The organism is Sphingomonas trueperi (assembly GCF_040545965.1).
Classification (GTDB): Bacteria; Pseudomonadota; Alphaproteobacteria; order Sphingomonadales; family Sphingomonadaceae; genus Sphingomonas; species Sphingomonas trueperi_C.
Genome location: NZ_JBEPMV010000002.1, coordinates 510,850 through 533,289, shown reverse-complemented (window position 1 = coordinate 533,289; position 22,440 = coordinate 510,850). Strand labels below are relative to the sequence as shown.

Annotated in this window: 16 protein-coding genes and 1 tRNA gene; 5 read left to right on the top strand and 12 right to left on the bottom strand. The window is 66.1% G+C overall.

Features of this window, described 5'->3' with window-relative positions; all coding sequences use genetic code 11:
• Window positions 1-6: 6 nt before the first annotated feature.
• From ABIC35_RS06345 to ABIC35_RS06330, 4 genes are read right to left on the bottom strand one after another with little or no spacing between them, the layout of a single operon-like run.
• Window positions 7-1,269: a Gfo/Idh/MocA family protein gene (locus tag ABIC35_RS06345; protein ID WP_121077631.1), complete on the bottom strand. Its 1,263-nt coding sequence runs from the start codon at window positions 1,267-1,269 to the stop codon at window positions 7-9.
• On the bottom strand, window positions 1,266-2,099 hold the full coding sequence (locus ABIC35_RS06340) for an FAD:protein FMN transferase (protein WP_121077629.1): 834 nt from the start codon (window positions 2,097-2,099) through the stop codon (window positions 1,266-1,268). The genes ABIC35_RS06345 and ABIC35_RS06340 overlap by 4 nt, the downstream gene beginning before the upstream one ends.
• 1 nt (window position 2,100) lies before the next feature.
• A complete protein-coding gene (locus ABIC35_RS06335) occupies window positions 2,101-3,414 on the bottom strand; it encodes a Gfo/Idh/MocA family protein (protein ID WP_121077627.1) in 1,314 nt (437 codons plus the stop codon).
• A 58-nt stretch (window positions 3,415-3,472) separates the two neighbouring features.
• Window positions 3,473-4,864, bottom strand: coding sequence for a 3-keto-disaccharide hydrolase (locus ABIC35_RS06330; protein ID WP_354278349.1), 1,392 nt, complete (start codon window positions 4,862-4,864; stop codon window positions 3,473-3,475).
• A 283-nt stretch (window positions 4,865-5,147) separates the two neighbouring features.
• Here ABIC35_RS06330 and ABIC35_RS06325 point away from each other — a divergent pair, with 283 nt between their 5' ends.
• From ABIC35_RS06325 to ABIC35_RS06305, 5 genes are all read left to right on the top strand, one after another.
• Window positions 5,148-8,135: a TonB-dependent receptor gene (locus ABIC35_RS06325; RefSeq protein ID WP_121077625.1), complete on the top strand. Its 2,988-nt coding sequence runs from the start codon at window positions 5,148-5,150 to the stop codon at window positions 8,133-8,135.
• A 109-nt stretch (window positions 8,136-8,244) separates the two neighbouring features.
• On the top strand, window positions 8,245-11,691 hold the full coding sequence (locus tag ABIC35_RS06320; protein ID WP_121077623.1) for a response regulator: 3,447 nt from the start codon (window positions 8,245-8,247) through the stop codon (window positions 11,689-11,691).
• Complete coding sequence (locus tag ABIC35_RS06315; protein WP_121079449.1) at window positions 11,688-12,527, top strand: CheR family methyltransferase; 840 nt, start codon at window positions 11,688-11,690, stop codon at window positions 12,525-12,527. The genes ABIC35_RS06320 and ABIC35_RS06315 overlap by 4 nt, the downstream gene beginning before the upstream one ends.
• Entirely contained in the window at window positions 12,524-13,081 is a 558-nt protein-coding gene (locus ABIC35_RS06310) for a chemotaxis protein CheB (RefSeq protein WP_121077621.1), read from the top strand. Before ABIC35_RS06315 ends, ABIC35_RS06310 begins: the two co-directional genes overlap by 4 nt.
• Window positions 13,082-13,086: 5 nt before the next feature.
• Window positions 13,087-14,220, top strand: a complete 1,134-nt coding sequence (locus tag ABIC35_RS06305) for a hybrid sensor histidine kinase/response regulator (protein WP_121077619.1) — start codon at window positions 13,087-13,089, stop codon at window positions 14,218-14,220.
• 28 nt (window positions 14,221-14,248) lie between these two features.
• Here the strand turns inward: ABIC35_RS06305 and ABIC35_RS06300 are convergent, their stop codons facing one another.
• From ABIC35_RS06300 to gyrA, 8 genes are all read right to left on the bottom strand, one after another.
• On the bottom strand, window positions 14,249-15,406 hold the full coding sequence (locus tag ABIC35_RS06300) for a sensor histidine kinase (RefSeq protein ID WP_183049400.1): 1,158 nt from the start codon (window positions 15,404-15,406) through the stop codon (window positions 14,249-14,251).
• A 19-nt stretch (window positions 15,407-15,425) separates the two neighbouring features.
• A complete protein-coding gene (locus ABIC35_RS06295; RefSeq protein ID WP_121077615.1) occupies window positions 15,426-16,247 on the bottom strand; it encodes an alpha/beta fold hydrolase in 822 nt (273 codons plus the stop codon).
• Between the two features lie 101 nt (window positions 16,248-16,348).
• Window positions 16,349-16,651 (bottom strand): hypothetical protein, encoded by a 303-nt coding sequence (locus ABIC35_RS06290; protein ID WP_147425881.1) that lies wholly within the window; start codon window positions 16,649-16,651, stop codon window positions 16,349-16,351.
• Window positions 16,652-16,761: 110 nt separating this feature from the next.
• Window positions 16,762-17,226 carry a nuclear transport factor 2 family protein gene (locus ABIC35_RS06285; protein ID WP_121077611.1) on the bottom strand — a complete coding sequence of 155 codons (465 nt, stop codon included), beginning with the start codon at window positions 17,224-17,226 and terminating at the stop codon, window positions 16,762-16,764.
• A 93-nt stretch (window positions 17,227-17,319) separates the two neighbouring features.
• Entirely contained in the window at window positions 17,320-18,066 is a 747-nt protein-coding gene (locus ABIC35_RS06280; RefSeq protein ID WP_121077609.1) for an SDR family NAD(P)-dependent oxidoreductase, read from the bottom strand.
• A gap of 1,067 nt (window positions 18,067-19,133) precedes the next feature.
• Window positions 19,134-19,209 (bottom strand) — tRNA-Glu (locus ABIC35_RS06275).
• 68 nt (window positions 19,210-19,277) lie between these two features.
• Window positions 19,278-19,631 (bottom strand): DUF952 domain-containing protein, encoded by a 354-nt coding sequence (locus ABIC35_RS06270; RefSeq protein WP_121077607.1) that lies wholly within the window; start codon window positions 19,629-19,631, stop codon window positions 19,278-19,280.
• A gap of 3 nt (window positions 19,632-19,634) precedes the next feature.
• Window positions 19,635-22,379: a DNA gyrase subunit A gene (gene gyrA, locus ABIC35_RS06265; RefSeq protein WP_121077605.1), complete on the bottom strand. Its 2,745-nt coding sequence runs from the start codon at window positions 22,377-22,379 to the stop codon at window positions 19,635-19,637.
• Window positions 22,380-22,440 lie beyond the last annotated feature (61 nt).

The window sequence follows — 22,440 nt, the reverse complement described above, 5'->3', positions numbered from 1 at the left end:
AGAAGGTCAGAAGGTTACGAGGTCGGTCGGCCAGGCGAGCGCCTTGCCCTGATCGATCGCCTGTTCGCCGAGCAGCGAGGCGACGCTGGCGTGATAGGCCTGGGCGAGCAGGCCCGGCACTTCCTTGCCGCTGCGCACCGCTTCGCCGAAGCCCTCGAACTGGAGCATCGTCTCGTCATATTCGCCCCAGCCGAGCGAATCGCCGGGGGTGGTGACGGGGAGCTCGGGGAACCAGGTCGCGCCGCCGATCGGCACGGTGTTCTTGCGGCCGGCCTGCACGTCGGCGCGCATACGGGCGAGCGCCGGAACCGCGCCGGGTTGGACCTCCTGGTAGATGCGGCCGAGCTCGGGCTCGATCGTGCCCTTGCTGCCCTGGATCTGCTCCTCGCAGCCATAGCGGGCATTGTTGAGCATCGAGGTGTAGATCACCTTCCGGCCATCAGAGTAATCGTAGATCAGCGCGACTTGGTCATAGACGTCGCGACCGTCCTTCCAGAAGCAGATGCTGCCGGAGCCCATCACGCGGGTGGGCAGCCCGCCCATGAACCAGTTGGCGACCTGGAGCTGGTGCGTCGCCAGCTCGGTCATCAGCCCGGCCGAGCGATCGCGGTAGAGCCGCCAGTTGATCTCGCGCTCGGTGCCGCCGGGCGGGATCTGGCGGCGCCAGCTGCGGTTGCGGTGCCAGCTGGCGCGGATCTGGGTGATCGGGCCGATCTCGCCGGCCTGGGCGCGCTTGAGCGCGTTGAGATAGGTGGGGTTGAACAGGCGCTGGTGGCCGATCTGGAGGATCTTGCCCCGCTGGCGGGCGCGGGTGACCATCGCGCTGCAATCGGCGATCGTCCGCGCCATCGCCTTCTCGCAGAACACGGGGTAGCCGGCATCGAGCGCGTCCATCGTGTGGCGGGCATGGAGGTCGAGCGGGGTGGCGATCACCACCGCGTCGATGCCCTTGGCCTCCAGCATCTTGCGGTGATCGGTATAGATCGGCGTGTTCGCTGGCACATAGGCGCGCGCCTTGGCCATGTGCGGCTCGAAATTGTCGCACAGCGCAGCGACCGTGCAGTTGCGCGTCTTGTTGAGGTTCTGGATCAGCGTGCGGCCGCGATCGCCGGTGCCGATCACGCCGATGCGGACGCGCGGGCCCTTGGCGATGTCCTCGGCCGCGCGCGCAGCCCAGGGCGCAGCGGCGCTCATCCCGACGCCGGCGGAGGCGAGCAGCACGCGATCCAGGAAGGTGCGGCGGGAAAGCGCGAAATCGTCGTCGGTCATGCGGTAGGTTCCAGTGCTCGCTCGGCGCCGACGGGCGCGGCATGGGGAAAGAGGAAGCGGTGATCGGGGGCGGCCGCGCGCAGCCGGTCGCGGGCGACGGGGTCGGCGACGAGCAGGGCGGTGCTCAGCGCCTCGGCCTCGGCGCCGGTCGCGGCGGCCGCGACGGCGGTGGCGGGGGTGGTGATGATCGCGCCGTCGGTCGGTCGGATCATTGCGGCGCGGCCCGGCTTGGCGGCCCCGGCGCCGACGGTGGAGGAGATCGACAGGGAGGCGTCCTGCAGGTCGAGTTCGACCAGCCAGGCGCCGTCGTCCTCGGGGTGCGGCACGGCGAGCGGCCAGCCGCCGCCGAGGGGGTGCTGGCCGAGTACCGCGATCGAGCTTTCCCCGGCGGAGAGCAAGGCGGAGGGCACGCCCATCGCGCGGAGAGCAGTGACGGCGTGGTCGAGCGCATAGCCCTTGCCGAAGCCACCGAAGTCGAAGGTCAGCGGACGCGTGGTCGAGACGCGGCGGCTGGCGCGGTCGATCGTGAGTGCAGACCAGTGGCCCAGGGTGGGATCGAACAGCCCGCCGGTTTCGCGCCACAGCGCATCCACCTGCAGCAGCGCGCCGAACAACAGCCGGTCCTCCACCACTACGCTCCCGCCGCTGGAAAGCGCGTCGTTGAGCGCCGTGGCGGGCGACGGCCGGTGGATCGTCAGCGCGTCTTCCACCGAGAGGATCGCAGCCTTGGCGGCGGCGAGCGCGGCGGGGTCGTCGCAGCCGAACAGGTGCAGCTCGACCCGCGTACCCATGGCGGCGAACCGCGCCACGCTCGCCGCCATGTCCGTCATCTCAGCCGCGCACCTCCCAGCCGGGCTCATAGTCGACCGCCCAGAGCTTGCGCGCGGCGGCCTCTTTCGGCTTGCCGGTCGCGGGATCTACGGTGATCGCGCCGCCGGTGCGATAGGCCATGTTGCCGAGATGGCAGAGTGTGGTGCTGATATGCCCCTCCTGGATCGGCGAGTGCAGCGCCGCCTCGGTGCCGCGGACTACGCCGAGGAAGTTGGCGGCGTGGTAGACGTCCAGCGCGCCTTCGCCGACGGTGCCGGTCGTTTCCGATTCCGCCGGGGCCTTCACCTCGCGGATCCGCTTGCCGGCGAGGTCGTACAGCTCGAAGCCGTTGCGATCGACCACCGCCGAACCCTTGGTGCCGAGCACCAGCGTGCCGCGGCCGCGGCCGTAGCGGAGCATGCCGTTGCAGCTCTCGCCGTCCCAGCGGATCGTGCGACCGCCGTCGAAGCCGAGGTTCAGCGCGAGCGAATCGTACATTTCCCAATCGTCGCCCTGGTAGAAGCGGCGGGCGCCGCGGGCGGTGACGGTGGTAGGATAGGTGACGCCCATCAGCCAGCGGGCGACGTCGAGCTCGTGCATCGCGTTGTTGCAGATCTCGCCGGTGCCGTATTTCCAGAACCAGTGCCAGTTATAGTGGACGAGGTTCGAGCGGTACGGCCCGCGCGGGCGCGGCCCCTGCCACATATTCCAGTCGAGATTGGCGGGCGGCGGCACGATCTGGCCCTTGCCGATCGACTTGCGGTTGTTGGCGTACCAGGTTTGCGCTTCGTAGACATCGCCCAGTTCGCCGGCGCGGATCAGGTCGAGCAACTGGCGGGTCTCCACCGCCGAGCGCTGCTGGTTGCCGACCTGGAGCACCCGCCCGGTGCGCTTCTGCGCGGCGATCAGCGCCTCGCCTTCTGCCGGGGCAATGCCGATCGGCTTTTCGATATAGACGTTGCGGCCGGCGTTCATCGCGTCGATCGCGACCTTGGCGTGCCAATGGTCGGGCGTGGCGACGGTGATCACGTCGACTGCCTTGGTGTCGAGCAGCTTGCGATAGTCGCCGGTGGTCTCGACCGTGTTGCCGTGGCGCTTGGCGAACTCGCCGGCGCGCTTGGCGAGCACGGCCGAGTCGACATCGGCGAAATGCGTGACCTGGACATTGGGCTGCTTGGCGAAGGCGCTCATATGCGCCTGGCCGCGGCCGTTGACGCCGACGATGCCGACGCGGATGCGATCGTTGGCCCCCAGGATGCGCGCATAGCTGCTGGCGCTGATCGCCAATGCGCCGGTAGCAGCGGCGCCCTTCATCATCGTTCGACGGTCGAACATGGCAGTGCTTCCCCTCTGTTCTTTATAGTCGTGATTCCAATGGTACGGCGCGGACTCCTCAGAAACGGCGCAGCTTGATCGAGCGGAAATCGACCCGGTCGCCATGATCCTGCAGCAGGATCGCGCCCTCGGCCGTGGCGCCGAAGCCGGCGATCTTGGCGAACTTGCTCTCGGCGATGGTCGCCTTGAGCGCGTCCGAGCCGCGCTCATATTCGACGACCTTAAAGCCGTTCAGCCAATGCTCGACATGATTGCCGCGGACCAGGACCGTCGCGCGGTTCCATTCGCCCGGCGGGTTGCCGCGCTTGCCGGGGCTCGACGGATCGGACAGGTTGCGCGCCGGGATCAGGTCGTAGAGCGAGGCCAGCGTGCGGTTGCCGTCGCGGCCCATCTTGGCGTCGGGATGCCGGGCATCGTCGAGCAGCTGATATTCGAAGCCGACATTGGACACGCCGCCATTCTGCAGCGGCGGCAGGAGGTACTTGATCCCGCTATTGGCACCCTCGCTCAGCCGGAAATCGACCGACAGCTCGAAATTGCGGTAGTTGGCCGCCGTCGCGATGTCGCCGCCGCCGCCATTCTTGTCCACGGTCAGGATGCCGTCGGCGATGCTCCAGCCCTTGGCCGGGAAGCCGCCGCCCTTGGCCGAGCGCCAGCCCTTCGAGGTGCGGCCGTCCCACAGCAAGGTCCAGCCGGCGCGGCGCTCGGCGGCGGTCAGCTGGTTCGGCTGCCAGCCCTGCTGCTCGACCTTGGTCTCGGGCAGCGCATAGCGGGCGGGGGAGTCGGTGATAATCCGCAGGCCCTTGAAACGCACCTCGGGGCCCTTGGCCGCGACCGCGTCGGGCAAAGCATGGACCTGGAAGGCGAGGAAGCCGCGCGCGTCCGTATCGTCGACGATGTCGGCGGCGGGCACGCTGTTGAGGAAGGTGCGGATGCGGTTGCCGATCGCCTCGACGCGGTAGTGGTTCCAGTCGCCGGGCTTGAAGGCCTTGCGCGCCGCCTCGTTGCGGCCGAGCGTGAACAGCCACTGGCGGCGCTGTTCGTCATAGATGCCCGCGCTCCAGGCGCGGGGCGAGGGATCGATCTCGGCCTGGTAGCCGAACACCACGCCGTTTCGATACTCGGGCCGGCTCTGGCCGCGGATCATCATCCCCGAATTGAGCGACGGATCGGTCTTGGCGTCGAACTCGACGATGAAGTCGCCATAGAGCTGGTCTGAGACGAGCCAGCTATTGCCCTTGCCGATCACCGCGCGGCCGACCAGCTCGTCGCCCACCACTTCATAGGTCGCGTTGCCGCCGGTGCGGTGCCAGCCGGAGAGGTCCGCTTTGGGCATGAGGTCGCGCCACGGCGCAGCGGCCGGCGCGGTGCCGGCGGGCGGGGCCGCGGCGAGGGGAAGCGTGCTTGCCGGCAGAACGGCAAAGGCCAACAGTGCGAGCGTGCGAACCACAGTCTCTCCCCTCATCCATGAAATGGCCTCGTCCGCTTTCTAAAGGCTTGCGGCGAAAAGCTCTTGATGGACTAGGCGTAAAACGTGGTCGGGCCACTTGCAAGCACCTTGTCTGGCCCGAAAAGCGTATGACAACGCTATCTGGCAAATTGGTCAGGCACAGTTGCCAGACCCAACCTGTCCTGTTACGCATTGTTGCAGGTCGTACACCCGAAGATGGGGGCGACACCACCCGCGCACCAAAAAGCTTAGACACAGGTGCGCGCGAAATGGGAGAGGGGATATGGACACCATTCGTGGCCACAAACGCGCCTTGTTCGCATCGTGCAGCGCACTCGCCGCGCTGATCGCAACTTCCGCAGCAGCCCAGACCACACCGGAGCAACCCGCCCCGGTGCAGACGGACGACGCGCAGAACAACGAAATCGTCGTCACCGGCTTTCGCGCCTCGCTGAACAGCGCGCTCAACCTCAAGCGCTCGGAGACCGCCGCGGTCGACAGCATCGTTGCGGAAGATATCGGCAAGTTTCCGGATTCGAACCTCGCCGAGTCGATGCAGCGTATCCCCGGCGTGGCGCTCTCCCGCGGTGATGGCGGCGAGGGCCGCAACATCTCGGTCCGCGGCCTCGGCGCGCAGTTCACCCGGGTGCGGATCAACGGCATGGAAGGCGTGTCGCAGGTCAGCGGCAGCGACATTCGCGGCGGCGTCGCCACCGGCCGCTCGTTCGACTTCGTGACCTTCCCGACCGAGATCTTCTCGGCGCTCACCGTGCGCAAGACGACCTCGGCCGATGTCGAGGAAGGCTCGTTGGGTGCCACGGTCGATCTGCGTGCGCCCAAGCCGTTCGACCAGAAGAAGGACTTCGTCTTCTCCGCAACCGCGCGTGGGATCTACAACGACATCCGCAAGGACGTCGATCCGCGCCTCTCTGCGCTGGTCTCGAAGAAGTTCGGCGACAGCTTCGGCGTGCTCGGCAGCATCGCCTATTCGAAGCGCCATATCGACGAATATGCCTATTCGGCAGCGGACGTCGTGCCGACCACCGTCTATGGCCTGGCCCAGCCGGCGGGCAGCGCCAATGCCGGCGTGATCTTCCCGTTCTGCACCCCGGTAGGCTATATCTACAAGGGCGCGCCGGTGAACAGCCCGGTGCCCGGCTATACCCAGCCGAGCGGCGCATCGATCGGCGCGGACGCCAACAACTGCAGCACCAACAACCCGCGCACCGGCAACCAGGCCGCGTATGACTATATCATGAGCCGTACCGGCGTGAACGGAAAGCCCGGCGGCGGCGTCTACCTGCCGCGCCTGCCGCGCCCGGTGAAGGGCAGCCAGAACCAGGAGCGGCTCGCCGGATCGCTGACCTTCCAGTTCAAGCCCGACGACAATACCGACATTTCGCTCGACGGGCTCTATTCGCGCTTCAAGGTCAAGCGGCTCGACACGATGTTCGATGCGCGGTCGTTCGGCCGCGCCATCTCGAACAATGGCCAGCCGCTCACCTCGGTCCGCGAGATCGAGGTCGACGGCAACGGCTCGCTGATCCACGGCCTGTTCGACGGTGTCGACCTCCGTTCGGAGATGCAGGACGAGCGCTTCACCTCCGAATACAAGCAGGCGAACCTCAACTTCGACCATCGCTTTTCGGACGCGTTCCGACTGTTCGGCCTTGCCGGCATCAACCAGTCGACGCTCGACGTGAACCGCCTGCAGGTGGCGATCGACTCCAACGATACACGGAACTGGTCGATCGACTTCCGCGACAATCCGAACATCCCGAAGATCGGCTACGGGATCGACACCACCAATCCGGCGCTGTTCCAGTACGGCCCGCCGCTCGCCAATGGCGACCAGCGCGGTCAGCTCTCCAACTTCATCCGCCGCAACACGATCACCAGCAAGACCTTCGAGCTCAATGCCGACTGGAAGGTGACGCCGGGCTTCTCGATCCAGGCTGGCGGCCAATACCGCACCAACAAATACACGGCGCGCGAACGCCAGCTCGCCACTAACACCCCGCTGGCGCTGCCGGCGGGCGCCTCGATCGCCAATTTCAGCTTCGTCACCACCGGCATCGGAAAGAATCTCGGCGGCAATCTGCAGGACTTCGTCTCGATCGATCCGGACAAGTTCCGCCAGGTCACCGGGCTCGACAACTATGTCTATTGCAGCATCGAATGCGCCAAGGGCACCTATGGCGGCGTCGACGAGAAATATGCCTCGGGCTATCTCATGGCCAAGTTCGACACGGCGAACATACTGCCCTTCGCGCTGCGCGGCGATGCGGGCGTGCGCTATGTCCGCACCAGCCTCGATACCTATGGCCCGATCACCACCGCCTCGCCGGCGGGGTCGCTCTACCCGTCGCGCTTCGTCATCTCCAATGTCAGCCGCTCCTATGAGGACTGGCTGCCGTCGATGAACCTCGCGCTCGACATCACCCCCAGCCTGATCGCGCGCGTTTCGGCGGCGCGGGTGATGTCGCGGCCCTCCTACGGCCAGTTGATCCCGGCGGGCTCGGCGAACCTGGTGATCCAGACCGCCTCGTTCAGCAACCCGTTCCTCGATCCGATCCGCGCCAATACCTTCGACGCGGCGCTCGAATGGTATTTCCGCCCCGGATCGCTGCTCTCGGTTGCCTATTTCCACAAGGACATCGAGACCTATATCCAGACGACCAGTCAGAGCCTGCCCTTCCAAGAGATCGGTCTGCCGCTGTCGCTGCTTAACGGCACCCAGCTGCGCCCGACCGACCAGTTCACCGTCCAGCGCAGCAACAATACGCCCGGAGGCCCGCTGCGCGGCTTCGAAGTGAACGTGCAGCTGCCCTTCACCTTCCTGCCGGGCGTGCTTAAGAATTTTGGCGCGCTGGGCAATTTCACCCGGGTGCGCTCGAACATCAACTACATCATCTCGCCGACGCTCTCGCGCACCGCGCCGCTGGTCGGCCTGTCGCCCGAGACGGCGAGCGGCACGCTCTATTACGAGGACAGCAAGTTCAGCATCCGCTCGACGGTCAACTATCGCTCGTCGTTCCTCACCGCGGTGCCGAGCGGTTCTGTCGACGCGGACTCGACCGCCAACGCCCGCTCGATCTTCGTCGATGCCTCGGCTTCGTACAATCTCAGCGAGCATATCAAGCTGATCGCCGAGGTGCAGAACATCACCAACGAAACCAACCGGCTGACGGTGGACACGGTTCGCAAGGACCCGCTCTACACCGCCTATTTCGGCCGGACCTACGCACTCGCGGTAAACTTCGTGTTCTAACCTGCTGGTGGGACAGGCGGGTTGCCTGTCCCACCCTGTTCGTCAGGACTATTGCTCTCCTATCGCAGCGCGGTATGCGGATCCCGGGGCCTTTTCTGGGATCGAGTGCATGAAGCGTCGGAATTTGTTGCGCGACTCCGGCGGCCGTTCCGCCTGGACGAGCTTCGGGCTGGTCCTCGGCCTGGCCTTTTTCCTGATCAGCGGTGCGCTGGCTTATCGCAACGTGCTGGCGCTGGGCGAAAGCGACGCGGCGATCCGGCACAGCCACACCGTGCTGATCGCGCTCGACGAGCTGCTCTCCACCGTCCAGGACGCTGAAACCGGCCAGCGTGGCTATCTGCTGACCGGCGGGCAAAGCTATCTGGAGCCCTATACCAAGGCAACTCAGACGCTCGACGGGCGGCTGGACCATCTCCAGCAGCTGGTCAGCGACAACGCAGTCCAGCAGAACAACATCGTCCAGCTCCGCCGCGAGGTTGGCGCAAAGCTGGCTGAGTTGCGCGAGACGATAGAACTGCGTCGCACCCAGGGGCTTTCCGAAGCGCTTGCCGTCGTCGAGACCGGTGCCGGCAAGAACAGCATGGACGCAATCCGCGCCCAGCTCGGCGTGATGGCCCAGGAGGAAGGGCGCCTCCGCCAGGAGCGGCTCGACGACATGGCGGCCGCCTCGAAGGCGGCGATCGCCAGCGGGCTCGTCTCCAGCCTTATCGGCGCGGCGCTGACGCTGCTGATCTTCGTGCTGGTCCGCCGCAACCTGCAGGCCCGCGCCAAGGAGGAATGGCTGCAGAACGGGCTGCTCGGCATTTCGGCGGCGGTGCGCGGCGACCGATCGGTGGAAGAGATCGCCGAGGCAGTGCTCGGCTATCTGGCGGACAAGCTCGGCTTCCAGGCCGGAGCCTTGTTCAAGGGCGAAGCAGGCGTGTTCCGGCGCGTTGCCACACTCGGCGTGCCCGGCGATGCCGATGTGCCCGAGGCGTTCGGGCTGCGCGAGGGGCTGCTCGGCCGCGTCGCCGCGGAGGGCAAGCCGATCCTGCTCGACGATGTGCCCGACCATTATCTGGAGATCGGCTCGGCCTTCGGCAGCGACAAGCCGCGGCACCTGATGATCGTGCCCGCCAAGGCCGACGACATGGTCAATGCCGTGATCGAACTCGGTTTCTTCTACCCGACCGACCCGATGATGCTGGAGCTGCTGGAGCGCGCCGCGCCGGCGATCGGCGTCGCGCTGCGCTCCGCGCGCTTCCGCGCCCAGCTGCAGGACGCGCTGGAGGAAACCCAGCGGCAGGCCGCCGAGCTGCAGACCCAGAGCGAGGAGCTCCAGGTCAACAACGAGGAGCTGGAGGAGCAGGGCCGGGCGCTACGGGAATCCCAGGCAATGCTGGAGCAGCAGCAGGTCGAGCTGGAACAGACCAACAGCCAGCTCGAGGAGCAGGCCCAGGCGCTGGAGGCCCAGCGCGACGAACTCGAACGCGGCAGCGCCGCGCTGCTGGTCAAGACGCGCGAGCTGGAGCAGGCGAGCCAATACAAGAGCGACTTCCTGGCGAACATGAGTCACGAGCTGCGCACGCCGCTCAACTCGCTGCTGATCCTCGCCAAGCTGCTCGGCGACAATGGCCCGGCCACGCTCACCGCCGAGCAGGTGAAGTTCGCCCGCACGATCGAATCCTCGGGCAACGACCTGCTGACGCTGATCAACGACATTCTCGACCTTTCGAAGATCGAGGCCGGCCATGTCGACATCCGCCCCGAGCCGGTGAGCCTGGCGCGGCTCGGCACCGATCTGCGGCAGGTGTTCCAGCCGGTGGCCGAGCAGCGCGGGTTGGCGCTGGAGATCCTGTTCGACGAGAGCGCGCCCAAGGGCATCGAGACCGACCGGATGCGGCTGGAGCAGGTGCTCAAGAACCTGCTGTCGAACGCACTGAAGTTCACCGAGAAGGGCTCGGTGCGGCTGCAGGTGCGCGCGGACGGCGACCGGATCGCCTTCGCGGTGCGCGACACCGGCATCGGCATCTCGCCCGAGCAGCAGAAGATGATCTTCGAGGCCTTCCACCAGGCCGACGGCACGATCAACCGCCGCTATGGCGGCACCGGCCTGGGCCTGTCGATCTCGCGCGAACTGGCGCGGCTGCTCGGCGGCGGGATCACGCTGGAGAGCCGGGCAGGCGAGGGCAGCACCTTCACGCTGACGCTGCCGGTCCATTACGATGCGGAAGGCGTAGCGCCGCGCACGCTTCCCCTCGCGCCGGTCGCCCCGGCGAAGTCCATTGCCGCGCCCGCGCCGGTTGCCCCCCCGAGCCCGCCCCGCCGCGCTGCCGCGGCGGCCGACTGGGTGCTGGAGGATGATCGCGACGCGCTGGTCGCTGGCGGCCGCCATCTGCTGGTGATCGAGGATGACCCCGTCTTCGCCTCGATCGTCTGCGACCTGTCGCGCGAGCTCGGCTTCCAGTGCCTGGTCGCGAGCACCGCCGACGAGGCGCTGCAGCTTGCACGCACCTATCGCCCGAGCGCCGTGGTGCTCGATCTCGGCCTGCCGGACCAGTCCGGGCTGATCGTGCTCGACCAGCTCAAGCAGGAAGACAGCACCCGCCACATTCCGATTCACGTCATCTCGGCGGCGGACCAGAGCCAGACGGCGCTGTCGCTCGGCGCGGTCGGCTATCACATCAAGCCGATCAAGCGCGAGCTGCTGGCGGAAGTGCTGCAGAACCTCCAGGAACGCACCGCCAGCCGCGTCCGCCGCGTGCTGATCGTCGAGGACGACGACGTCCAGCGCGACGCGGTCGCCCGGCTGCTCCAGACCGACGATGTCGAGACGGTGGGCGTGCGCACCGCCGCCGAATGCCTCGAGATGCTGCGCAGCCAGACCTTCGACTGCATGGTGCTCGATCTGTCGCTCCCTGACGCCTCGGGCTATTCGCTGCTCGAGACGCTGAGCGAGGAAGACGGATCGCACAGCTTCCCGCCGGTGATCGTCTATACCGGCCACGATCTCAGCGCCGACGACGAGCAGAAGCTGCGCCGCTATTCCAGCTCGATCATCATCAAGGGCGCCAAGTCGCCCGAGCGGCTGCTCGACGAGGTCTCGCTGTTCCTCCACCAGGTCGTGTCCGAGCTGCCGAGCGAGCAGCAGGAGATGATCCAGGCTGCCCGCCGCCGCGATGCTGTGCTGGAAGGCCGCCGCGTGCTGATCGTCGAGGACGACGTCCGCAACGTCTATTCGCTGACCAGCGTGCTGGAGCCGCGCGGCGTGCTCGTCCGCATCGCGCGCAACGGCCAGGAGGCGCTCGATGCGCTGGCCGAGGCCGCGACCGATCCGGAGAAGGGCGTCGACCTCGCGCTGATGGACGTGATGATGCCGGTGATGGACGGCCTCACCGCCACCCGCGCGATCCGCCAGGATCCACGCTGGGCCAAGCTGCCGATCATCATGCTCACCGCCAAGGCGATGCCCGACGACCAAGAACGCTGCATCGAGGCGGGCGCCAGCGATTACATGGCGAAGCCGATCGACGTCGATAAACTCTTGTCGCTCGTCCGCGTTTGGATGCCGCGATGAACGACGAAACCCCGGAACCCGATGTCGACGATATCGAGATCGAACTGCTGCTCGAGGCGCTGTACCGGCGCTACCATTACGATTTTCGGCACTATGCCCGCGCCTCGATCAAGCGACGGCTGATCCAGGCGCGCGGGCGGCTGGGCATGGCCAGCTTCTCCGCGTTGCAGGACCGGCTGCTGCACGATCCGGACATGCTGGCCAAGCTGCTCAACTACCTCACCGTCCAAGTGAGCGAGATGTTCCGCGACCCCAGCTATTTCCGGGCGCTGCGCGAGAAGGTGATCCCGCATCTGCGCACCTATCCCTCGCTCAAGGTGTGGATCGCCGGGTGCAGCAACGGCGAGGAAGTCTATTCGCTCGCCATGCTGTTCCGCGAGGAAGGGCTGGAACAGCGCACGATCTTCTACGCCACCGACATCAACCCCAAGGCGCTCAAGGCGGCCGAGGCGGGGGTCTATCCGCTCGACCAGATCCGCAAGTTCACCGAGAACCACCAGAAATCGGGCGCGCGCACATCGCTCTCCGACTACTACGTCGCTGATTACGATCGCGCGATCTTCGACAGCAGCCTTCGCGCCAATGTCGTCTTCTCCGATCACAGCCTGGCGACCGACTCGGTGTTCGCCGAAATGCACCTCATCTCGTGCCGCAACGTGCTGATCTATTTCGATCGGGCGCTGCAGGAGCGCGCCGTCGGGCTGTTCGAGGAATCGCTGGTCCGCCGCGGGTTCCTCGGCCTCGGCCGCAAGGAGAGCCTGCGCTTCTCCGACCATGCTGCGGGCTTTGCCGACTTCGTCCGCGAGGAAAAGATCTACCAGCGGCGCGAACGATGAGCGGCATGGTCGTGATCGGCGCCTCGGCGGGGGGCGTCCAGGCGCTGCTCACGCTGCTGCCGGCATTGCCCGCGGACTTCCCGCGCTCGGTGCTGATCGTCGTCCATGTGCCCCCCGATCACGATCACGGGCTGGCGGCGCTGTTCGAATCGCGCTGCGCGATGCAGGTATGCGAGGCCGAGGACAAGCAGCTGCCCGAGCCCGGCACGATCTATTTCGCCCCGGCTAACTACCATCTGCTCGTCGAGCCCGACGGCAGCATGGCGCTCTCTGCCGACGATCCGGTCAACCACAGCCGGCCCTCGATCGACCTGCTGCTGGAAAGCGCGGCCGATGCGCTCCGCAGCCGGCTGATCGCGGTGCTGCTCACCGGCGCCAACCAGGACGGCGCCGAAGGGCTGCGCGCGGTCGGACGCACCGGCGGCACCGCGATCGTCGAGGATCCGGCGACCGCCCGCGTACCGACCATGCCTGCCGCGGGCCTCGCCGCGAACCCCGGTGCAACCCGTCTCGCGATCGATGCGATCGCGCCCCACCTCTTGCGATTGGCCTGAGCCACATGTCCGCCCCCCAACCGGTGAAGTTCCTGCTCGTCGACGATCTCGACGAGAACCTGCTGGCGCTGGAAGCGCTGCTGCGGCGCGACGGCCTGGAGTGCCTCAAGGCGCGCTCGGGCGACGAGGCGCTGGAGCTGCTGCTGGTCCACGACGTCGCGCTGGCGCTGCTCGACGTGCAGATGCCCGGCATGGACGGCTTCGAGCTCGCCGAATTCCTGCGCGGCAACGAGCGCACCCGGCACGTGCCGATCATCTTCCTCACCGCGGGCAGCGCGGACGCCCAACGTCGTTTCCGCGGCTATGAGGCGGGCGCGGTCGATTTTCTCCAGAAGCCGATCGACGCGGGCATCCTGCGTTCGAAAAGCAACGTCTTTTTCGATCTCTACGAGCAGCGCCGCCAGATCATCGCGCAGCGTGATGAGCTCGCACGGCTCTCCCAGGGTCTGCAGCTCGCCGACCGGCGCAAGAACGCGTTTCTCGGGATGGTGGGGCATGAGCTGCGCAACCCGATCATGGCGTTCGGCGCCGGGCTGCACCTGCTCAAGCGTCGGCCCGACGGAGAGGCGGGCGAACAGGTGCGCGAACGAATGGAGCGGCAGGTCGGTCACATGACCCGGCTGATCGAAGATCTGCTCGACGTCGCCCGGATCGATCAGGGCAAGATCGTGCTGCGCATCGAGCGCATCAACCTCACGGAGGCGGTGGATCTGGCGGTGGAACTGAGCCGTCCGCAGATCGACGCGCGGGGCCATCGCCTGACGATCGACCTTCCCGAGGCACCGCTATGGTTGCAAGCCGACCAGGCCCGCATCGCGCAGGTGGTGAGCAACCTGCTCTCCAACGCGGCGAAATACACACCAGAAGGCGGCGCGATTGATCTGCGCGTGCGGGAGGAAGCGGACCGGGTAGCCATCGAGGTCGCCGATACCGGGCTCGGCATCCCACCGGAAATGCGGGGACAAGTGTTTGATCTGTTCGCGCAGGTGGACCGAAACGGTGAGCAAGCGGACGGGCTTGGCATCGGGCTGGCGCTTGTCCGGCAACTGGTGACGTTGCACGGCGGAACGATCATGCTGAAGGAAAGCGTGGTGGGGCAGGGGTCCACCTTCCGCGTGGAGCTCCCGCGTATCATCTGAAGGATTGCAGTGCGGGGGACGCCAGCCGTCATTCCTCTGCCGGCAGGCGAATCCGAAAGATCGAACCCCCGCCTGGACGGGGGAGGTGGTCGATCCTGCCGCCATGATCCTCGATGATCTGGCGGCAGATCTTGAGGCCGAGGCCCAGCCCGCTAGCCTTGGTCGTGTAAAAGCCCTCGAACAGCCTGTCGCGGTCGGCCTCGGCGATGCCCGGCCCGCTGTCTTCCACGTCGATCTGGACGTGGGCGCCAACTGCCCGCGCCCGGACCTTCAGCGCCCGGTTCCAGCATTGCGCGTCTGCCATCGCTTGCGCCGCGTTGAGCAGCAGGTTCATCAGCACCTGCCGCAGTTGCACGCCATCGGCGCAGACGGGTGGCAGCCTGCTTTCGATATCGAGCGTGATGGTTGCCTGGCGGGCGGCGAGTTCCGGGCGCAGGAAATCGACGGTTTCCTCGATCACCGGCCCCAGGGTACAGCGACCGCGCGTTTCGGAGCGGCTGGCGGCCAGCTGGCGCAGCCGCGCAACCGTCTCCTCAGCTTTGGCGCCGCCGAGCACGATCATGTCGAGACATTGCTCGATCTGCGGCAGGTCCGGTTCGGGCCTGCGCAGCCAGCGGAGCGCTGCCTGGGCGGAGGCAAGGATGACGCTGAGCGGCTGGCGAACCTCATGGGCAATCGTCGCCGTCATCACGCCCAGCGTCGACAGCCGGTCGGCATGTGCCATCTGTGCGCGCTGCGCTTGCAACGCCTGCTCCGCGGCAACGCGGTCGCTCACGTCGAGCAGTCCGAAGGTTACGTGATCTGTCCCGTCCGCGGGCTCGCGCCAGCTGGTGTACAGGACATGGACGGGGCCGCCAGGGGTCTTGAGCGCGAGTTGGGTGCGGAAGCATGCTTCGGGATTGCGGAGCGCATCCAGCGACTCTGCCAGCTGGCTTGCCTCGGAAAAGGGCCAGAGTTCCCGAGCGGCGATCGGCAGGGCGCCTTCCTCGACGCCGAGCAGCCTGCCCGCGCGGCAATTGACCGCGACGAGGCGTATCTGGGTGAGCAGCCGTCGGAGCAGATCGTCGCGACGGACCCCGGCAAGTCCTTCCTCCTTCAGCGCACCCAGCAGTGGCGTCGCGGCGCTGACGTCGAACTTGCCCAGCGCCAGCCCCATCGCCTCCACTGCGCGCTGCGTTTTCTCCAAACCACCTTCCATCGATCGTTCAGTGCGCGATGAACTGCAGCAGATCCTGGTTCAGCTGATCCTTGTGCGTGAACAGGATGCCGTGCGGTGCGTCGGCATAGACCTTGAGCGTAGCGTTCGGGAACAGCCCGGCTGCCTGGCGCGCAGTCGCGTTGAACGGAACAAATGCGTCGCGCTCGCCGTGGATCACCAGCACCGGCACGTCGAAACGACCGATGTCGTCGCGATAATCGGTCTCCGCGCAGGCGGTAACCGCATCATGGGCCGCTTTCAAGGAGCCCTGCAGCGCCATTTGTTGGACATGGGCCAGCCGGCCTTCGGAAACCTCGTCCCCGTCCGTCCCGGTCGAGAAGAACAGGCGCGCGAAGCCCCGCAGGAATTCCGCCCGGTCTTCCATCAGACCGCTGCGAACATTGTCGAACACGACCTGCGGCACGCCGTGCGGGTAATCCTCGCTCTGACCTAGTTTGGGTGTCGTCGAGCCGATCAGCACGACGCGCGCCACGCGGGCGGAGCCGTGGCGACCGACATAGCGCGTCACCTCGCCGCCGCCCATCGCATAGCCGACGAGCGTGACGTTGCGCAGATCGAGATGGTCGAGCAACTCCGCCAGATCGTCGGCGAAGCTGTTGTGGTTGTAGCCCTCCCACGGCTGATCCGATCGACCGAAGCCGCGACGGTCGTGCGCGATGACGCGATAGCCATGCGTCGCCAGGAACATCATCTGGTTTTCCCACATGTCGCTGTTGAGCGGCCAGCCATGCGCAAACACCACCGGTTCGCCCCGGCCCCAATCCTTGTAATAGAGGCGCATCCCATCACGCAGATTAAGTATTGGCATTATGGATAACTCCCGCTCCGCCCCTGGAGGCTAGCCCCGATTGTCGAGAAGCACCCGCCCCGATCGGGGGGTGGCGGCTAGCACGATAGGGTGGGTCGGCATCACGATTGCGCCTCGGCGGCAGCGGCAGCCGGTGCAGGCGACGACCTGATAACGGACATGGCCTTGCAGTCGACCTTGTCGGCCGACTTGTCGGTCTCGCAGTACACGCGCCGGTCGGGCACGTTGCTGCGGAACGGTTCGCCCAGCGCCATTATCTGCTGGCGCCAGGCGGGGTTCGTGTTGCGGATGCCGATCGTGCGACACAAGTGGCTGGCCGAGGCGACCATCGGGTGGAGATCCTTGGCGATGCAATGCCGCCGTGTAGCAGCCGCACGTGCCAGGGGATTGGCGCCAAGCGCCATCTTCTGTCGGTTTCAGGCATGAGCGGGTTGCGGCGGGGCCCGATAGGCCCCGCGAACAGATCGTGCAATCCTGAAGCGCCGATCGACCCCGAGGCGATCTCGGCCGCAGATCACGGTGCGGTGGATTGTTCTCCACCCGCCGGCGCATCGACGACGATGTCGAGCCCGGCAATGCGCCACCCGTCGCCGTCGTCTCGAAAGGAGAAACGATAGATCCCGGTTTCGGCGACGCTCACGATTGAACCGGCGGAACCATCCGCATCGGTGTGCAGGAGCAGAAATTGCGCATGCAGCGTGGCTGACCGATCGGTGATCTCGATCAGGTGATCAACAGTGCAGTGACGCGTGGTTCGCGAGGCGGGTATCGGGCGGCGCAACGCTGCGGAGGCTTCGGCGAAGGCCTTGCCGCCGATGACGGGCCCGTGACGGAGCGCTTCATCTTCGCCCGACCGTGCCAGTACGCGCACCGGCGCATCCTCGGTAAACAAGGTGATTTGCGCCTGATGGTTTCGAGCATCGACATTGCGAACATATGTCGAGACGAGATTTCTGATGTGATCGGAATCGCTTAGCATGGAATAAGCTCGCTCTTGGCTTGTGACAATCCCGGCGCCGGTCACTGCGATCGGAGCCGCTCGCTGCTTGATGAGATAATCCGCAGGGCGCGGTTACGCGGAGGTGCCGCCGTCCACGCGCAAGTTTGCCCCGGTGATATAGCCTGCCTGCGGACGTGCCAGATAGGCGACCAGGTCAGCGACGTCACCGGGCTCGCCCAGCCGGCCGATGGCGGTAGCTGCGGCGAGATCGTTCAATTGGTTGTCGCTTGCTTCCTCGAGAAGCTTGGTCAGCACGCGCCCCGGCTGGACGTTGTTGACCGTGATGCCGCGCTCGCCAAGTTCGCGGGCGAGGCCTCTTGTCAGGCTGGCCAGCGCGCCTTTCGACATGGTGTACGCTGCGCGGCCCTTATAGGGCATATAGTCGCTTCCGATGCTGCCAATGTTGATGATCCGGCCGCCCGCTTGCATTCGTGCTGCGGCCGCCTGAATCGCCGCAATTGGTGCGCGCACGTTGACCGCATAGGCTTCGTCGAAAGTTTCGACCGAAATCTTGTTGATACGGCCGGGTGCAAGGATGCCGGCATTGTTCACAAGGATGTCGAGCCGCCCGAACGTGGCGTGCGTCCTGCCGATCGCCGCAACGACATCGGCAACATTCCGCATGTCGGCCTGGAGCATGATCGCGCGGGCTCCGTGATCGCTTATTTCGCGAACCAGTGCCTCGGCTTCCGCTTTGGACGCGTGAAACGTCACGCCGATGTCCGCCCCGGCGCGGGCCAGGCGAAGCGCAATGGCGCGACCGATGCCGCGGCCAGCGCCGGTTACTAAAGCGACCTTTCCGCTCAGATCTTCATTCATGGTTTTGAGTCCTGGGGGAGGGATGTGCATTGCAATGGCAGTATATATGCTCACGTTGTGGCTGATTTGCCGTGTTGAGGATCACGAGACGATAACAAGTACATGTTTACATATTTGATGTGCCGGATGATTGATCGTGTCCCAGGTACAGCAGCCATCTGTTGTATCGGCAACGCGGGAAGCTGGCTGAACACGAATAAGGTAATGCCGTGTGCCTCAGGATGCTTTGCCAGCGTCGCTTCCGAGTGGCGAAGCGCCGCAGCTGCGGACAAGAAGGACGGCATGTTACGAACCTCTTTACTGGAGCAGGCTTCAGCGAGCCGACACCGCCGCCAGATGGCATGCTCGCGGCAACGCTGAAGTGCGTCCGCAGGACTAATGCCTATGCTGTTCAGGAATGCGGGAAGCTTGCTTTAACGAAACCGCAGCAGTGTCGCTTCAGACGAATTTGGCTACTCTCGAAGCATCCGCCGGGTTTGGACGCGGTATGCCAGGGCGTCTCACACCTTCGGCGTGACCGCTCTCGCACGCGGCACCGCGGCGCCGAGTCGGCCTGGTCCTCTCGGCCCTTCGGGTTTTGATCACGAAGGCGAGCGCCGATCCTGCGGATCAAGGCCCGGCAGGATAGGGCAGCGACGCCCCTAACCCTGTCTGCCATCAGTCGGCGGCGTGCGAGCGTGCCTGCTGGGAGATCGAACGACCGCAAATGGGCGGAGGCCGTCGAGGCGTATTTCGGTTTCTGGCCGCTACGCCGATCAGCGACTAGGGTTACGAGCGGCCGCTTTCGGCCCGAGCGGTCGTTCCCACCCGATGATGGGAATGGCGTAACCTGGTCGGGAACTGCCGGGAGCGATGCGCCCATTGATGGTGGCCGGGGGCTATCCCGAAGGAAGGTGGAAAGGGCGAGTCTGGGGTGCGAATTAGACACTCGCCGGCGTTCCACCAACCGCGGATGCGATCACCTAGAGCCCTAGAACAATCCGTGGACGTTCGCCGATTTCCAGCTACGGTGTTGCAGTAAGTTGCACGCTCGTGCAGCTAGTCAGCAGCTAAGCGATCGAAATCGCTGGTGACCCCTACGGGACTCGAACCCGTGTTTTCGCCGTGAGAGGGCGACGTCCTAGACCGCTAGACGAAGGGGCCATTGCTTGGCGGAGGCGGCCAATTACGTTCCGGGGCCGGCGCCGTCAAGCGATGTTTTTACACTTTTTTCAGCCGGCCACCGGCAGGCGCAGGCTGCCGTCCGGCTCGTGCGCGACTTCGCTGTACGCGGTCACCGCGTCGAGCGGCAGCGAGCCGTAGATGTGCGGGAAGAGCTGGCCGCCGCGCGAAGGCTCCCAGCGCACCGTGTCGCCCAGCGCGGCGAGATCCACCGCGGCGAGCCACAGTCCGGTCTGGCCCGCGAAATGCTTCTCCAGCGTCTCCTGCGCCTGTTCAGCGGTGGAGAGGTGGATATAGCCGTCGGCCAAGTCGATCGGTGCGCCCAAAAAGACACGCTCGTGCTCGAGCGTGTCCATCTGCTCCTGAGTCAGGATCTTGTAGGCGGTGAGGGGCATGTCGGCCATCGCTCAGGCCTCGCCGCCGTCGGCAAGATCTTCGCCCGGCACTGCGTCCGGAGTCGCTTCGCCTGCCACGGCGCCGTCGCCCAGGTTCATCTCGGCCTCGTCCTCGCTCTCTTCGATGCGCGCCGCCGAGACGACATGCTCGTTCTGCGCAACGTTGAACAGCCGCACGCCCGCCGAGTTCCGGCCGATCACGCGCAGGTCGCCCAGCGACATGCGGATCATCTTGGCCTGATCGGTCACCAGCATCAGCTGATGCCCCTTGGTCGCCGGGAAGCTCGCCACCACCGGCCCGTTGCGGCCGATGTTGTCGATGTTGGTGATGCCCTGGCCACCACGGCCGGTGCGCCGATATTCATAGGCCGAGCTGAGCTTGCCATAGCCGTTGGCGCAGACCGTGAGGATGAACTGCTCGCGGTCCTTCATCTCCTCGTAGCGTGCTTCGTCCAGGCCGTGCTCGCCCTCGCGCTCGGCCTTCCAGGGGGCGAAGCGCAGATAGGTGTCGCGCTCTTCCTGACTCGCGCCCGAGCGGTGGAGGATCGACAGCGACATCACCTGGTCGCCGTCCGCGAGGCGCATGCCCCGCACGCCGGTGGAGGCACGGCTCTGGAAGGCGCGGACGTCCTCGCCCGGGAAGCGGATCGCCTTGCCAGCGCGGGTCGCCAGCAGCACGTCGTCGCCCTCGTTGAGCAGCGCGACGCCGATCAGGCGATCGTCCTCGTCCTCGCCTTCGAACTTCATCGCGATCTTGCCGTTCGAGGGCACGTTGGTGAACAGGTCCATGCTGTTCCGCCGGACATTGCCCTTGGCGGTGGCGAACATCACGTGGAGGTTCGCCCATTCGTCCTCGTCCTCCGGCAGCGGGAGCACAGTGGAAATGGTTTCGCCATTGGCGAGCGGCAGCAGGTTGATCATCGGACGGCCGCGAGTGGCGGGGCCGCCCTCGGGCAAGCGCCAGACCTTCATGCGATAGACGCGGCCGAGCGTGGAGAAAAACAGCACCGGCGTGTGCGTCGAGGTGACGAACAGTTCGGTGATCGCGTCCTCATCCTTGGTCGCCATGCCGGCGCGGCCCTTGCCGCCGCGCGCCTGGGCGCGGAAGGCATCGAGCGGGGTGCGCTTGATATAGCCCTGGACCGTGACGGTCACGACCATGTCCTCGCGCTCGATCAGGTCCTCGTCGTCGATGCCGTCGGCGGCAGCGGCGATCTCGGTCTTGCGCGGGGTGGCATAGGTGTCGCGGATCAGCACCAGCTCGCCGCGCAGCACTTCGTAGAGCTTGGCGCGGTTGCCGAGGATCTCGAGCAGCTCGGCGATCGAATCGGCGAGCTCCTTGAGCTCGTCGCCGATCTCGTCGCGGCCGAGTGCCGTCAGGCGATGCAGGCGCAGGTCGAGGATCGCGCGGACCTGGGTGTCGGACAGGCGGTAGGTGTCGCCCGTGACTTCGGTGTCCACCGCCTCGACCAGGCGGATGTACGGCGCAATTTCGGCGATCGGCCATTCGCGGGCGAGCAGGGCTTCGCGCGCGGCGGCCGGGCTCGACGAGCCGCGGATGATCTTCACCATCTCGTCCAGGTTGGTGACCGCGATCACCAGGCCGAGCAAGATGTGCGCACGGTCGCGCGCCTTGGCCAGTTCGAACTTGGAGCGGCGGGTGATGACCTCCTCGCGGAACTTGACGAAGGCCTCGATGATGTCGCGCAGGTTGAGCAGTTCCGGGCGGCCGCCGCGGATCGCGAGCATGTTGGCCGGGAAGCTCGACTGGGCGGGCGTGTTCCGCCAGATCTGGTTGAGCACCACCTCGGGCGTCGCGTCGCGGCGCAGGTCGATGACGATGCGCACGCCCTCGCGCGAGCTTTCGTCGCGAATGTCGGAGACGCCTTCGATCCGCTTTTCCTTGGCGGCTTCGGCGATCTTCTCGACCAGCGCGTTCTTGCCCTGCTGGTAGGGGATTTCGGTCAGCACGATCGAGCGACGCTCGCCGCGCTGCTCGAACTCGTGGCGCGAGCGCACCAGGATCGAGCCGCGACCGGTCTGATATGCCGAGCGGCAGCCCGAACGGCCGAGGATCACCGCGCCGGTCGGGAAGTCCGGGCCCGGCACCAGCTCCATCAGTTCTTCGAGCGTGACCGCGCCATTGTCGATATACGCCAGGCACGCGTTGATCACTTCGCCGAGATTGTGCGGCGGAATGTTGGTCGCCATGCCGACCGCGATGCCGCCCGCGCCGTTGACCAGCAGGTTCGGGAAGCGGGCAGGGAGGACCGACGGCTCGCTTTCCGAACCGTCATAGTTCGGCACGAAGTCGACCGTATCCTTTTCGATATCGTCGAGCAGCGCCGTCGCCACGCGGGCGAGGCGCGCTTCGGTGTAGCGCATCGCGGCGGGGGGATCGGGGTCCATCGAGCCGAAATTGCCCTGGCCGTCGATCAGCGGCACGCGCATCGCCCAGTCCTGCGCCATGCGGGCCATCGCGTCGTAGATCGAGCTGTCGCCGTGCGGATGGTATTTACCCATCACGTCACCGACCAGGCGGGCGGACTTGCGGTAGGGCCGTCCGGCGACGTAGCCGCCTTCCTGCGCTGCATAGAGAATGCGGCGGTGGACGGGCTTCAGGCCGTCACGAACGTCGGGCAGGGCGCGCGCCACGATCACGCTCATCGCGTAATCGAGGTACGAGGTCTTCATCTCGTCGACGATCGAGATCGGGGTAATGTCGGAAGGGTCGGCGAGCAGGGTCTCGTCGGTCAATGCAACAGACTTTCGGGTTTTTGTTACGCTGCGATGGCTCTAGCCGTCCGCATGCCTCCTG

Excerpts from the sequence above, each read along its gene's own strand:
- ABIC35_RS06345 (WP_121077631.1), bottom strand. The coding sequence starts at position 1,269 with ATGACCGACGACGATTTCGCGCTTTCCCGCCGCACCTTCCTGGATCGC.
- ABIC35_RS06310 (WP_121077621.1), top strand. The coding sequence starts at position 12,524 with ATGAGCGGCATGGTCGTGATCGGCGCCTCGGCGGGGGGCGTCCAGGCG.
- ABIC35_RS06285 (WP_121077611.1), bottom strand. The coding sequence starts at position 17,226 with ATGCTAAGCGATTCCGATCACATCAGAAATCTCGTCTCGACATATGTT.
- ABIC35_RS06315 (WP_121079449.1), top strand. The coding sequence starts at position 11,688 with ATGAACGACGAAACCCCGGAACCCGATGTCGACGATATCGAGATCGAA.
- ABIC35_RS06340 (WP_121077629.1), bottom strand. The coding sequence starts at position 2,099 with ATGACGGACATGGCGGCGAGCGTGGCGCGGTTCGCCGCCATGGGTACG.
- ABIC35_RS06305 (WP_121077619.1), top strand. The coding sequence starts at position 13,087 with ATGTCCGCCCCCCAACCGGTGAAGTTCCTGCTCGTCGACGATCTCGAC.
- ABIC35_RS06290 (WP_147425881.1), bottom strand. The coding sequence starts at position 16,651 with ATGGCGCTTGGCGCCAATCCCCTGGCACGTGCGGCTGCTACACGGCGG.
- ABIC35_RS06280 (WP_121077609.1), bottom strand. The coding sequence starts at position 18,066 with ATGAATGAAGATCTGAGCGGAAAGGTCGCTTTAGTAACCGGCGCTGGC.
- ABIC35_RS06270 (WP_121077607.1), bottom strand. The coding sequence starts at position 19,631 with ATGGCCGACATGCCCCTCACCGCCTACAAGATCCTGACTCAGGAGCAG.
- ABIC35_RS06325 (WP_121077625.1), top strand. The coding sequence starts at position 5,148 with ATGGACACCATTCGTGGCCACAAACGCGCCTTGTTCGCATCGTGCAGC.
- ABIC35_RS06320 (WP_121077623.1), top strand. The coding sequence starts at position 8,245 with ATGAAGCGTCGGAATTTGTTGCGCGACTCCGGCGGCCGTTCCGCCTGG.
- ABIC35_RS06295 (WP_121077615.1), bottom strand. The coding sequence starts at position 16,247 with ATGCCAATACTTAATCTGCGTGATGGGATGCGCCTCTATTACAAGGAT.
- ABIC35_RS06335 (WP_121077627.1), bottom strand. The coding sequence starts at position 3,414 with ATGTTCGACCGTCGAACGATGATGAAGGGCGCCGCTGCTACCGGCGCA.